Below are 12,620 nucleotides of genomic sequence, written 5' to 3'. Positions count from 1 at the left end.
CATGACCACCGAAGCCGCCCCCGCCACCGGGACCGTGGCCATCCGCCGGCACCCCACGCTGCGCGTGCTCCTGGCCGCCGAGACGATCTCCATGCTGGGCACCCAGCTCAGCGCGGTCGCCATGCCCTGGCTGGCGCTCCAGCTCACCGGTTCCACCACGGACATGGGCCTGGTCATGGCCGCCCAGATCGCCGCCATCGCCGTCTTCGGCTTCTTCGGCGCCTCCTGGACGGGCCGCATCGGCCCCCGCCGCATCATGATCGTCGGCGATACGGTCCGCGGCCCGCTCGTGGCCCTGCTGCCGCTGCTGTACTGGCTCGGCTGGCTCGGCACGCCCGCGTTCGTCGCCGTGATGTTCGCGATGGGTGCCTTCTTCGCCCCCTACACGGCCAGCCAGCAGTCCATCCTGCCCACCGTGGTCGGCGAGGACGAGCAGCTGCTCAGCCGGGCCAACGCGGCCCTGCAGAGCGCCACCCGGCTCAGCGTGCTGCTCGGCCCGGTCCTCGGCGGCGCGCTCATCTCGCTGTTCGACGCGCCCGTCGTCCTCCTGCTGGACGCGGTCAGCTTCGCCGCCTCGGCGGTCCTGCTGCGGCTGTGCCTGCCGCACGCCTCCGGGCCGCCGGCCGCGGCGGCCCGCCGCTCCCCCGCGTCCGGGCTGCGCACCCTGCTCGCGGACCGGCTGGTCAGCAGCTGGTCCGCGGGGCTGGCGCTCGGCGAGATGGCCTGGCAGGCGCTGTTCGCCCTGATGCCCGTCATCGCCGTGACCAGGGAGGACGGCTCCTCCGTGGTGGCCGGCGTACTGCTGACCTCCTTCGGCGGCGGGGCGCTGCTGGGCACCCTGCTGGTCGGCCGGCTGCTGAAGCGGCTGCCCGCCCGCACCCTGGCGGTCGGCGGGCGCGTCGCCCTGGGCGCGGCCTTCGCCGGGCTCCTGCTCCCGCTCGGCACCGCGGGCCTGGCCGGGCTCCTGGTGCTCGTCGGCTTCCTCAACGGCGCCTCCAGCGCGCCCGTCGCCGCCGTCCGCGTCCTGCGGATCCCGGCCGGCCGGCGCACCGAGGCACTCACCGTGGCGACCGCGATCGCGCTGGTCGGCGGGACGGCGGGCTGGCTGCTGGCCGGCACGACGGTCCAGCGGACCGGGCTGTCCACGACGTTCGCCTGCCTCGCGGCCCTGCAGGCCGCGGCGGCCGTCCTGTTCGTGATCGGCGCCGCCGCGGGCCGCGACAAGAAGGCGGAGGACTGACGATGCGTCACCTCACGCCGCAGACACACCACCTGGAGGATGCGCGATGACCCCCGAGGAACGCGCGGAGTACGAGGACCACGTCGCCGTCATCGGCATGGCCGGCCGGTTCCCCGGCGCCCCGGACGTGGAGCGCTTCTGGGAGAACCTCCTTCAGGCCCGGGAGACCGTCTCCGTCCTCGACGACCGGCGGGACCCCGCCCGGCCCGAATTCACCCCGGCCTACGGGGTGCTGGACGGCGCGGGCGACTTCGACGCGGGCTTCTTCGGCCTCTCGCCCAACGACGCCCTGATCACCGACCCGCAGCAGCGGCTCCTGCTGGAGTGCGCGCACGAGGCCCTCGAACGCGCCGGGCACGGCGCCGAGGACCGGCCGGTGACCGGCGTCTTCGTCGGCGCCTCCGCCAACGGCTACGCCGAGGCCGTCCGGGCCCGCCTCGACCGGCTGCCCTTCCTCGACGAATGGCAGCTGCGCCAGGCCAACGCGACGGACTTCCTCGCCACCCGCATCGCCTACCACCTGGACCTCACCGGCCCCGCCCTGGCCGTGCAGACCGCCTGCTCCACCTCGCTGGTCGCCGTCCACGTCGCCGTCCAGGCCCTGCTCAACGGCGAGTGCGACATGGCGCTGGCGGGCGGCGCGAGCGTCCTGCCGCACCTCCCCAGGCCGCGCTACACGCCGGGCGGCATCGTCTCCCCCGACGGGCACTGCCGGACCTTCGACGCCGACAGCGCCGGGACGGTCGGTGCCAGCGCCGTCGGGCTGGTCGTGCTGCGCCCGCTGATCGAGGCGCTGGAGGACGGCGACCACGTGCACGCCGTGATCCGCGGGTCCGCGGTGAACAACGACGGCCGACACAAGGCCGGTTTCACCGCCCCCGGCGTGGCCGGGCAGGCCGAGGTCGTCCGCGCCGCGCACCTCGCGGCGGGCGTGGACGCCGGGGACGTGGGGTACGTGGAGGCGCACGGCACCGCCACCGCCCTCGGCGACCCCATCGAAGTGACCGCGCTGACCCGGGCGTTCCGCGAGAGCACCGACCGGCGCGGGCACTGCCGCATCGGCTCGGTGAAGACCAACGTCGGCCACGCCGACGCGGCGGCCGGCGTCGTCGGCCTGATCAAGACGGTGCTCAGCGTGGAGCACGGCGTGCTCCCCGCCAGCCTGCATTTCCGACGGCCCAACCCCGCCATCGACTTCGCCTCCTCGCCGTTCGAGGTGAACGCCGCCACCCGGCCCTGGGAGTCCGCCGGTCCCCGGATCGCGGGAGTCAACGCGCTCGGCGTCGGCGGCACCAACGCCCACGTCGTCGTGGCGGAGCCCCCGGCCCGCCCCGCCTCCCCGCCCGGCCGCCGCCACCAGCTCGTGGTGGTCTCCGGGAGGACGGCGACGGCCGCGGACGAGGCGGCGCGGCGGCTCGCCGGCCACCTGCGCTCCCGGCCCGGCACCCACCTCGCCGACGCGGCGTGGACGCTCCAGACCGGCCGGACGCACCACCCGCACCGCCGGTTCGTCGTGGCCCGGGACGCGGGCGGGGCCGCGGCGGCCCTGCCCGCGGTCACCGGCGGGGGCGCCGCGTCCGGCGCGGAACCGGTGTTCCTCTTCGCCGGGCAGGGCGGCCAGCACCTCGGGATGGCGTCCGAACTGTACGCGGACGAACCGGAGTTCCGCCGCCACCTGGACGAAGCCGCCGAGTGGGCGGCCGGGCCGCTGGGGCTGGACCTGCGCGAGACGCTCTTCCCGGCGGACGAGGGCGGACGGCCCGCCGCGGCCGCCCGGCTGGCCACGATCGCCCTGTCCCAGCCGGCTGTCTTCGCCGTGCAGTACGCGACCGCGCGGCTGCTGGAGTCCTGGGGGATCCGGCCGGCCGCCGTGACCGGCCACAGCCTCGGCGCGTACGCCGCGGCCTGCGTGGCCGGGGTGTTCGCGCCGCGCGACGCGATGCGGCTCGTCGTCGAGCGCGGCCGGCTGCTCGGCACGGTGCCCGCCGGGGCCATGGCGGCCGTGAAGCTGCCCGAGGACCGGCTCGCCCCGCAGCTGCCGCCGGAACTGTCCGTCGGGGCGGTGAACGGGCCCGGCCAGTGCACCGTCACGGGACCGGCCAAGTCCGTCGCCCGGTTCGCCGAGGAGCTCGTCGGCCGGGGCGTCGAGGCGCGGCTGCTGCGGATCGACACGGCCGGGCACTCGCCGCTGGTCGAGCCGATCAGCGGGCGATTCGCCGAATTCGTCGGGTCGTTGGAGCGCGGCCTGCCCGTGCTGCCCGTCCTCTCGGACACCACCGGGCAGTGGGCCGATCCGGAGGAGGTCCGCTCCGTCGCGTACTGGACCCGGCACCTGCGCGAGCCCGTCCGGTTCGGCGAGGCGCTCACCACGCTCTTCGGCAGCCCCGTGCAGGCCCTGGTCGACATCGGCCCGGGCCGGACCCTGTCCACGCTGGCCCGCCAGCACCCCGGGTACGAGCCGAAGCAGGCCGTCGTCCACCTCACCCCGCACCCCGCCGAGGACGCCTCCCAGGCGGCCACGCTGCTGTCCGGCGTCGGCGAACTGTGGGCCCGGGGCGCGGAGTTGGACTTCGCGGCGCTGCACGGGGGCGAGGAGCGGCGGCGGGTGGTGCTCCCCTCGTACCCGTTCGAGCGGCGCACCTACCTGGTGCCGCCGCTGGAGCCGACGGCTGCGACGGCGGCCGTCGCGGACGGCGGGACGCCGGACTCCTGGATCGGCCCGACGGCCGGGACGACTGCCGGGACGCCCACGACGGCGGAGCCCGGCGACGCGGCCGAGGCCGTCACCCCCGTCCTGGCGGCGGTCCTCACCGCCTTCGGGCAGGCCCTCGGCATCCCCGGCATCGAGCCCGACGACAGCCTCTTCGACCTGGGCGGCGATTCCCTGACCGCCGTCAAGCTCGCGTCCTGGGCCGCCGAGGAGTTCGCGGCGCCCGTCACCGCCGCCGACGTGCTGCGCGGCCAGGACGCCCGGACCCTCGCCACGCTCCTGGAGGAGCGCGGGGCGGGAGCGAGGAGCGCGGCATGACGGTCCCGGTCACGAGGAATCGCAGCCCCTGGCTGGTGGGGAAGCCGCAGGCCGCCCCGGCCGGCCGCCTGTACTGCTTCCCCCACTCCGGCGGGCTGGCGAGCGAATACGTCCGCTGGGGGCGGGACCTGCCGGGCGTCGAGGTGTCCGGCGTCTGCCCGCCCGGCCGGGGCGGGCGGGCCGCCGAGGAACCGCTCACCGCCATGGCCGACTGGGTCGGCGCGCTGCTCGACAGCACCGGGTTCACCCCGCCGTACACGCTCTTCGGGCACAGCCTGGGCGCGCTGACCGCCTTCGAGACGGTCCGCGGGCTCGCCGCGCGCGGCCGGCCGCTGCCGGAGCGGCTGATCGTCTCCGCCTACCCGGCGCCCCACCTCGTCCGGACCGCCCCGCGGCTGCACGACCTCCCGGACGCCGAGCTGGTCGCCGCCGTCGGCGGCCGGTACGGCGGCATCCCCCCGGAGATCGCCGCCGACCCCGACCTCGTGGCGCTGCTGCTGCCCGCGTTCCGCGCGGACTTCACGCTGCTGGAGACCCACCGGCACCGGACCGGCGCCCCGCTGCCCGTCCCCCTGCACGTGTTCGGGGGCGACGCGGACACGGTCACGCCCGGGCAGCTGGAGGCGTGGCGCGAGCACACGAGCGCGGAGTTCCACGTGCACCGCTTCGAAGGGGGTCACTTCTATTTCCGGGAGGACCCGGCCGCGCTGCGGGACACCTTGACCGCACTGCTCTGACGCCCGTCCGTCGTGAAGCGGGTGGTCGCCCTCGGGGGCGGCCACCCGCTTCGGCGTTCCCGCCCCGCCCTTTGCAGATACCCCTGGGGGGTATACCTTGGTCGTAACGAGAGACACCGCGCGCTCCCGAGCGCGGCACGACCCGAGGAAGCAGCCATGACTTCTCAGCCCGGCACCACCACCGTCTACAAGGTCACCGGCATGACCTGCGGCCACTGCGAGGGCGCGGTCACCGAGGAGGTCTCCGCGCTCGCGGGCGTCACCTCCGTCCGCGCCGTGGCCGCCGACGGGCTCGTCACCGTCGTCTCCGCCGCCCCGCTGGACGACGAGGCCGTCCGCGCCGCCGTGGACGAGGCGGGCTACGAGCTCGTCGGCCGCGCCTGACGCACCCCCGCACCCGCGCCGGGCCGTACCGCCCCACTGATATGGCCGCCGTACGGCCCCGGCCCTCCTCCCGGGAGAACCCCCATGACCAGCACCGACCTCGACACACCCGCCGGTCCGGCCACCGGCGTGGAGCTCGCCATCGGCGGCATGACCTGCGCCTCGTGCGCGGCCCGCGTCGAGAAGAAGCTCAACCGCATGGCCGGCGTGAGCGCCACCGTCAACTTCGCCACCGAGAAGGCCAAGGTCACCTACGACGCGGACGTCACCGTCGCCGACCTGATCGCCACCGTGGAGAAGACCGGCTACACCGCCCGGGAACCGGCCCCGCCCACGGCGCCGGAGCCGGCCGCGGCCGAGGCCGCCGGAGGCGGGGACGAGACCGACGGCCTGCGGCAGCGGCTGTGGATGTCCTTCGCGCTGTCGCTGCCGGTGGTACTGATGGCCATGGTCCCGGCGCTGCAGTTCGACAACTGGCAGTGGCTCTCCCTGACGCTGGCCGCACCGGTCGTCGCCTGGGGCGCGTTCCCCTTCCACAAGGCCGCCTGGACCAACGCCCGGCACGGCGCCGCCACCATGGACACCCTGGTCTCGATCGGCACGCTCGCCGCGCTCGGCTGGTCGCTGTGGGCCCTGTTCCTCGGCCACGCGGGCATGCCCGGCATGCGCCACGGCTTCGACTTCACGGTCTCCCGCACCGACGGTTCGTCCTCCATCTACCTGGAGGCCGCGGCGGGCGTGACCACCTTCCTCCTCGCCGGCCGCTACCTGGAGGCCCGCTCCAAGCGGAAGGCCGGCGCCGCCCTGCACGCCCTGCTGGAGCTGGGCGCCAAGGACGTGGCCGTGCTGCGCGGCGGGCGCGAAGTGCGCGTGCCCGTCTCGGAGTTGACGGTCGGCGACCGGTTCGTCGTGCGCCCCGGCGAGAAGATCGCCACCGACGGCACCGTGGCCGAGGGCGGTTCGGCCGTGGACGCGTCCATGCTCACCGGCGAGTCCGTCCCCGTCGACGTGACCGTGGGCGACACCGTCACCGGCGCCACCGTCAACACCTCGGGCCGCCTGGTGGTGGAGGCCACCCGGGTCGGCTCCGACACCCAACTCGCCCGCATGGCCCGGCTGGTGGAGGACGCGCAGAACGGCAAGGCCGCCGTGCAGCGCCTGGCCGACCGCATCTCCGGGATCTTCGTCCCCGTCGTCCTGCTGATAGCCCTGGGCACCCTGGCCGTCTGGCTGCTGACCACCGGCGACACCGCCGCCGCGTTCACCGCCGCCGTGGCCGTCCTGATCATCGCCTGCCCCTGCGCGCTGGGCCTGGCCACCCCGACCGCGCTGATGGTCGGCACCGGGCGCGGCGCCCAGCTCGGCATCCTGATCAAGGGCCCCGAGGTGCTGGAGTCCACCCGCCGCGTGGACACCGTCGTCCTCGACAAGACCGGAACCGTCACCACGGGCCGCATGACCCTCCGGGACGTCGTCACCGCCCCCGGCACGGACGGGACCGAACTGCTCCGGCTGGCGGGCGCGCTGGAGCACGCCTCCGAGCACCCCGTCGCCCGGGCGATCGCCGACGGAGCGGCGGAGCGCGCCGGTGAACTCCCCGCGCCGGAGAGCTTCGAGAACGTCGCCGGACTCGGCGTCCAGGGCGTCGTCGACGGCCACGCGGTCCTGGTCGGCCGGGAGAGGCTGCTCGCCGACTGGTCCATCGTGCTCCCCGACGGACTCGCCGCCGCGAAGGCCGCCGCCGAGGCCGAGGGCCGCACCGCGGTCGCCGTCGCCTGGGACGGCGCGGCGCGCGGCGTCCTCACGGTCGCCGACGCGGTCAAGGACACCAGCGCCCGGGCCGTCGCCGAACTGCGCCGCCTCGGCCTGACCCCCATCCTGCTCACCGGCGACAACCGGGCCGTCGCCGAGTCCGTCGCCCGCGAGGTCGGCATCGACGAGGTGATCGCCGAGGTCCTCCCCCAGGACAAGGCCGACGTCGTCCGGCGCCTGCAGGGCGAGGGCCGCACGGTCGCGATGGTCGGCGACGGCGTCAACGACGCGGCCGCCCTCGCCACCGCCGACCTCGGCCTCGCCATGGGCACCGGCACCGACGCCGCCATAGAGGCGAGCGACCTCACGCTCGTCCGCGGCGACCTCCTCGTGGCCGCCGACGCGATCCGCCTCTCCCGCCGCACCCTCGGCACCATCAAGGGCAACCTCTTCTGGGCCTTCGGCTACAACGTCGCCGCGCTCCCGCTGGCGGCCCTCGGCCTGCTCAACCCGATGATCGCGGGTGCGGCGATGGCGTTCTCGTCGGTGTTCGTGGTCACCAACAGCCTGCGGCTGCGGGCCTTCAAGTAGCCGCGCCCCCGAACTCCGCCGAACTCCATCACCCGTTCAGGTCATTGGTGGTCGGGCCCGACCGGCGCTGTGCTCTTCACAGACGCGAATCCCTGTGGAGGCACCCCATGAAGCTCGCCCGCCTCGCCCTCGCCCTGACCACCGCTCTGGCGGTGCCCGCCGGTGTGCTCCTCCCGGCCGGCACCGCCGCCGCGCAGGTGCCCGTCGTCGCCCAGGAGACGTTCAACGACCCGGCGGACGAGGCGGCGACCCACACCGTCCTCTGCACCAACGGCCGGCACGCCACCGGCGGCGGGGCGTCGATCAGCAACAACGAGGACAACTACATCTCCGAATCGTTCCCCGCCCCCAACGCGACCGGCTGGACCGTGACCACCGCGCCCATCAACGCCATTCACGACCCGCGCGTCACCACCGTCTACGTCGTTTGCAGTTGACACCTGCGCCGCTTCCCTGCCGCACCCGTCACATCATCCGGACGGAGGAACGCGGCCCCGAATTCCCCCAACTACCCATCCGCCCCACCAAGATGCCTGCGTACCGAGAACACGGCTTCCGCGCACACGGATTCACCCGCCGGAAGCCCTGAGCCAGGAGAAGCTCATGTCTCACGCAGGAATGCGGCGCGCCGCCATGGTCGCCGCCTCGGCGGCTCTGCTGACCGGAGCCGCCGCGGCCGCCGGGAGCGCGGCCTCCGCCGACGCGCCCCACCCCGCCCACGGTGTCGTCTCCCACCTGCACAAGGCCGCCGGAGACCACGGCAAGCAGGCGGGCAACCAGGTCAAGGGCACGACGGGCAAGGTCCAGGGAGCGGTCAAGTCCGCCGGGGGCGCGCTGAAGAGCACCAGCGCCAAGACCCAGGGCGCGGCGAAGACCACCGCCGGCAAGACCCGGAGCGCCGTCAAGGCCACCACCGGCAAGGTCCAGGGCACCGCGAAGGACGCGGCAGGCAAGGTCCAGGGCGGGATCAAGCCCCCGGCCGACACCCCTGCCAAGACCCCTGCCAAGGGCAAGACCCCGGCCAAGCCGGCCGCCAAGCCCGCCGCCAAGACCCCGTCCAAGTCCCCGTCCAAGCAAGCCGGCTGAGACGAGGACGCCACCGATCAGGCGCATCGTGCCGTCGGCCCGGCACCCCGGACCGACGGCACTCCCTCACCCGGCCGTCGCGCGCAGCGAGCACGTGGCCCGCGCCGTACGACCGGGGTCGCTCTCCGAGCGCGCGGTGAGCGTCACCTTCCCCTGCCGGTCGGCACCCCGCTTCGCCGCCACGGCGACGTCGACCGGGACCGAGGCCCCCGCCCGCGCCGTGGCCAGCCGGTTGGGCAGCCACGCGGACCAGCCCCGCCCGGAGGCCGTGGCCGACAGCCGGTAGACGTCGGATCCGGTGTACGGGCCGGTGCCCGCGTCCCGTCCCGTGTTGGCGAGGCCGAAGGTGCACACGGCCCGCCCGTCGGCCGGCCGCCCCTTCGGCGTCCCGCCCCGCAGGGCGACGCCACGGGCCTGCGGCCCAGCACCGTCAAGGGACTTGACGCCCACGCCGTACGACAGGATCCCCGACGCGTCGCGCTTCACGTCGAGGACGTAGAAGTGGAGCCGGTTGGCCTTGTCCTCGTACTCGTACGAGCTGCCGGAGTCCGCCCCCGCGTGGAACAGCGCGTCGCTGAGCTGCCGGTAGTCCCCCATGGTGATCTTCTGCGGGGTCCCGTCCGGGCGGACGAAGTCCGTCAGCCCGATGTCCTCGGGGTGCGCGTCGACCACCCAGGCGAACGGGGCCCGGTCCGCGTTCTTGGTCTTGCTCAGCAGGACGCCGTTGTCGGGCGTGAACGAGTCCATGCCCATCCGGTCGACGACCTCGACGGTGTAGTTGTCGTAGCCGCCGCCGTCGCACAGCGGGTCCTTCGTGCGGTCGCAGACCGGGGAAAGATCGCGGCCCATGCTGATGCTGACGCCGGACAGCCCCTTTTCACCCGGCGGCGCGGACCGCGCGGTGACCCGGGCGACGGCCATGCCGGAATTCTTGAGCGCGTCGCGGTCGAGCCGCAGCACCTTCCTGTCGTCGACGATGCCGAGCTTCATCTTGTCGCGGAGCACGTGCTGGGCACCCATCGAGCCGCCCGCCGTGGCGGGGATCATCCACCGGGTGTGCGGACCGCCGGGACCGTTGAACGAACCGCGCGAGAGCATGCCCCAGATTCCGGTGTAACTCCGGCTCAAGGGCGTGCCGTAGGGATTGTTGTAGTTGTCGCCTATGCCCAGGATATGGCTGAGCTCATGGGCGAAGGTGGCCATCCCGGAACTCTCCGCCTGCGTGGACGAGCCGCTCTCCGCGTTGGGCCAGATCCGGGCGGCCGCCTGCCAGGACGTCCACGGCACGTACCGCGTCGCGGCCGCGTTGCCGCCGGAGGCGAGCGGCGACGGCGGCCCCCAGGCGGCCGGCACGTCCTTCGCCGAGCCGAACTTCATCCGGCCGAACTCCTGCCAGGCGGACGACTCGTCCACCCCCGCGGTGAGGTAGAAGACGAAGTCGAACTGCTTGGTCTTGTCCACTCCCACATCGGCGGTCCAGGCGCGCTTGCCGTCGGCCCGGATGTCCTTCCCGCAGCTGTCGCCGACGGGACAGGCCCCCGGGTTCATCCCCGGCTCGATGCCGTACTGGTGGGACTTCCACGGCATCCGGTACACGCCGAAGGCGGTGAGATCGACCCCGACGCGTCCTCCGGAGTCCTCCATCCAGTACTCGTTGATGGTGTGACCGTGGTTGAGCGCCCCCGGTTTGTTGAGGAAGTCCCGGTAGAAACCGGGCACTTGACCCCTCGGGATATTGGACGCGGCGGGCTGCGGGTTGCCGAACTTCCCGGCCCCCGGCGGCTTGCTGACCGAGAACTCCTCGTCCGGGTAGTCCAGGAGCACCAGGGCTCCCTTGAACATCCGCTTCGTGGGCTTGACCGCCGGGTCGGCCCAGCGGGTCCCGGGCACCGAGCGGTACTCGGCCCAGGTCATGTCGTCGGGGTTGCGCCAGTTCTGCGGGTCGATGGGCCGGACGAGGGGCTGCCGGGGCCGGGCGGCCGCGTCGCCGTCCGTCGCCAGCGCGGGCCCGGTGGCCGCGGCGGCCGTGATGCCGAGGAGTCCCAGGACGACGCGTATTCGCCGTAACCGGCCGGGTCTCCAGTGACGTTGGGGGAACAAGACTCACCTCTGGTCGGATGGGGGACGTGGCAAGCCGTTCGGTGGGAGCGCCCACCGCGGTCACGGTAGGGCGAGGGACTGGCGGGGCGCCAGGGGGTGCGCGGGCCCGGCCGGCGCGGACCGGCGCACGCGTCAACGCCCGGCGGTGACGCGACGCCCGCCCGTTCCGCCCATCGGGGGAATCACCGCCCGAACGCGGCTGGACCCGCCGCCCGTTGTACAGGCTGTCCACGTGCGGGGACGGGTGGGGGAAGTGCTGCGTGCGGGGTGGCTGGCCGGGGTGGCCGCCGCCGCTCTGCTGGGTCCGGTGCCGGAGGCGGCGGCCGGGGACCCGGACGGACGCACCGTGCCCCGCGCGACCTCGACGGGCACGGCCGTCGTCCGCACCACACCCCCGTACGCCGTCGGCACCGCGGGGCGCGGGCAGCTGTGCGCGCACGGCCGACTCGGCGTCGCGTCCCACGCGGCCGCCCAGGCCCTGGAGTTGTGGATCCACTGCCCCACGCCCCGGCCGCCGGCGACCACCCCGCCGCCGCCCACCCGAAAGCCACCCCGGAAGCCGAAGCCACCCGCCCGTCCGGCACCGCCTCCGCGCCGGATCCCGCCACGTCCGGCACCTCCGGCGCCCCCCGCTCCCGCACCGCCCGCCCCGGCACCGTCGACGCGCGCCCCGCACCCCGTACGTCCCGCCTCCGCCCCGCCCGTCACCCTGCCCCCACAGCCCCCGCCGACCCCGGCACCACCGCCGCCACCGTCGCCCGTACCGACGGCACCCCCGCCACCGTCACCACGCCCGACCCACCACTACCGCACCAACGCGGTCACCGCACACCCCCGACCCCCGGTCCGCCACACCTCCTTGGTCACCCTCACCCTCCTGCTGATGACGCCGGCGGTCCTGGGCGTCGCGCTGCTCCGGCCCCGCTCGGGCGGCGGCCGGCGCGGCGGCTGACCCGCCGGGCGGGAAGGGACACGGGAAAGGACACGGAAAAGCCGCGGCCGGTGGAAACGGCCGCGGCTCGGGTTCTGCGGGAGGGGTGCGCCGGGATCAGCGCGGGATGTGGGCGCTGAACTGCCCGTCGGCGGTCAGCACGATGTACATGCCGTTCGCGTCGAGGCCCGCGTCGTGCCCGTTCGCGTCCAGCCTGGCGAGCACGTGGCCACCGCTGGTGATCTCCATCCGGGAGTGAAGGCCCTTCATCCGCGTGACCTCGGCCTTGCTGCCGTCGGGCAGGAGGTAGGTGCCGTTGCCGTGGCGCCAGCCGCCCGTCCAGGAGTCGATCTGTCCGCCCGGGGTCAGGACGATGCCCACACCATTGGCGTCGAGACCCCCGTCGCGACCGTTCGCCTCGACCGAGCCGAGTACCTGCCGGCCGTCGACGATGTCGAGGCGGTGATGGCGGGCGCCGGCCTTGTAGAGCTCGCCCTTCCAGCCGCCGGCCAGCTTCACGTCACGGACGAACTCACCCTTCTTCGCCTTCTGCGCCGGGGACTTGGCGACGGCCTGCACCGCGACGGGCGCACCGGCGGGGGCGGCGAGGGCGCCGGCGGCCGGGGCGAGGAGGAGCGCGGCCAGGGTGGCGGTGACGGCGGCGCGGGCGGCGGTGCGGCGGCGGACGGACGTGGACACGTGTGGCTCCCGGTCGGTTCGTGGCGGAGGCGGCTCGACCCTGCGTTCGTCGGCCGCAACAACGAATCTACG

General features: G+C 74.7%; 10 protein-coding genes. 8 read left to right on the top strand and 2 right to left on the bottom strand.

The window, feature by feature from the left end; translation table 11 throughout:
• The first annotated feature begins 1 nt into the window (after position 1).
• The 7 genes from I5Q34_RS11105 (at position 2) to I5Q34_RS11075 (ending at position 8,818) form a co-directional block, all read left to right on the top strand.
• Positions 2–1,240: an MFS transporter gene (locus tag I5Q34_RS11105; RefSeq protein WP_199892035.1), complete on the top strand. Its 1,239-nt coding sequence runs from the start codon at positions 2–4 to the stop codon at positions 1,238–1,240.
• Between the two features lie 46 nt (positions 1,241–1,286).
• Complete coding sequence (locus tag I5Q34_RS11100) at positions 1,287–4,268, top strand: type I polyketide synthase (protein WP_199892034.1); 2,982 nt, start codon at positions 1,287–1,289, stop codon at positions 4,266–4,268.
• A complete protein-coding gene (locus tag I5Q34_RS11095; protein ID WP_199892033.1) occupies positions 4,265–5,005 on the top strand; it encodes a thioesterase II family protein in 741 nt (246 codons plus the stop codon). Before I5Q34_RS11100 ends, I5Q34_RS11095 begins: the two co-directional genes overlap by 4 nt.
• 156 nt (positions 5,006–5,161) lie before the next feature.
• A complete protein-coding gene (locus I5Q34_RS11090; RefSeq protein ID WP_199892032.1) occupies positions 5,162–5,389 on the top strand; it encodes a heavy-metal-associated domain-containing protein in 228 nt (75 codons plus the stop codon).
• A gap of 84 nt (positions 5,390–5,473) precedes the next feature.
• A complete protein-coding gene (locus I5Q34_RS11085) occupies positions 5,474–7,732 on the top strand; it encodes a cation-translocating P-type ATPase (protein ID WP_199892031.1) in 2,259 nt (752 codons plus the stop codon).
• Between the two features lie 107 nt (positions 7,733–7,839).
• Entirely contained in the window at positions 7,840–8,169 is a 330-nt protein-coding gene (locus tag I5Q34_RS11080; protein ID WP_199892030.1) for a hypothetical protein, read from the top strand.
• A 166-nt stretch (positions 8,170–8,335) separates the two neighbouring features.
• The gene (locus I5Q34_RS11075) at positions 8,336–8,818 is read left to right on the top strand and encodes a hypothetical protein (protein ID WP_199892029.1); all 483 of its coding nucleotides are present in this window, start codon (positions 8,336–8,338) and stop codon (positions 8,816–8,818) included.
• Positions 8,819–8,884: 66 nt separating this feature from the next.
• On the opposite strand, the gene I5Q34_RS11070 is transcribed toward I5Q34_RS11075, so the two are convergent.
• Entirely contained in the window at positions 8,885–10,918 is a 2,034-nt protein-coding gene (locus I5Q34_RS11070) for a M6 family metalloprotease domain-containing protein (protein ID WP_199892028.1), read from the bottom strand.
• A 253-nt stretch (positions 10,919–11,171) separates the two neighbouring features.
• On the opposite strand from I5Q34_RS11070, the gene I5Q34_RS11065 reads away from it, so the two are divergent.
• Positions 11,172–11,870, top strand: a complete 699-nt coding sequence (locus tag I5Q34_RS11065) for a hypothetical protein (RefSeq protein WP_199892991.1) — start codon at positions 11,172–11,174, stop codon at positions 11,868–11,870.
• Between the two features lie 96 nt (positions 11,871–11,966).
• On the opposite strand, the gene I5Q34_RS11060 is transcribed toward I5Q34_RS11065, so the two are convergent.
• The gene (locus tag I5Q34_RS11060) at positions 11,967–12,548 is read right to left on the bottom strand and encodes a hypothetical protein (protein ID WP_199892027.1); all 582 of its coding nucleotides are present in this window, start codon (positions 12,546–12,548) and stop codon (positions 11,967–11,969) included.
• Between the last annotated feature and the right edge of the window lie 72 nt (positions 12,549–12,620).

Source organism: Streptomyces sp. AV19 (genome assembly GCF_015999245.1).
Taxonomy (GTDB): domain Bacteria; phylum Actinomycetota; class Actinomycetes; order Streptomycetales; family Streptomycetaceae; genus Streptomyces.
Note: the sequence above shows the minus strand (reverse complement) of the source record. Positions and strands in the feature narration are given on the sequence as shown.

What these genes read in the sequence shown, in the direction of transcription:
- I5Q34_RS11085 (WP_199892031.1), top strand. Translation starts at nt 5,474, where the DNA reads ATGACCAGCACCGACCTCGACACACCCGCCGGTCCGGCCACCGGCGTG.
- I5Q34_RS11080 (WP_199892030.1), top strand. Translation starts at nt 7,840, where the DNA reads ATGAAGCTCGCCCGCCTCGCCCTCGCCCTGACCACCGCTCTGGCGGTG.
- I5Q34_RS11090 (WP_199892032.1), top strand. Translation starts at nt 5,162, where the DNA reads ATGACTTCTCAGCCCGGCACCACCACCGTCTACAAGGTCACCGGCATG.
- I5Q34_RS11100 (WP_199892034.1), top strand. Translation starts at nt 1,287, where the DNA reads ATGACCCCCGAGGAACGCGCGGAGTACGAGGACCACGTCGCCGTCATC.
- I5Q34_RS11105 (WP_199892035.1), top strand. Translation starts at nt 2, where the DNA reads ATGACCACCGAAGCCGCCCCCGCCACCGGGACCGTGGCCATCCGCCGG.
- I5Q34_RS11075 (WP_199892029.1), top strand. Translation starts at nt 8,336, where the DNA reads ATGTCTCACGCAGGAATGCGGCGCGCCGCCATGGTCGCCGCCTCGGCG.
- I5Q34_RS11095 (WP_199892033.1), top strand. Translation starts at nt 4,265, where the DNA reads ATGACGGTCCCGGTCACGAGGAATCGCAGCCCCTGGCTGGTGGGGAAG.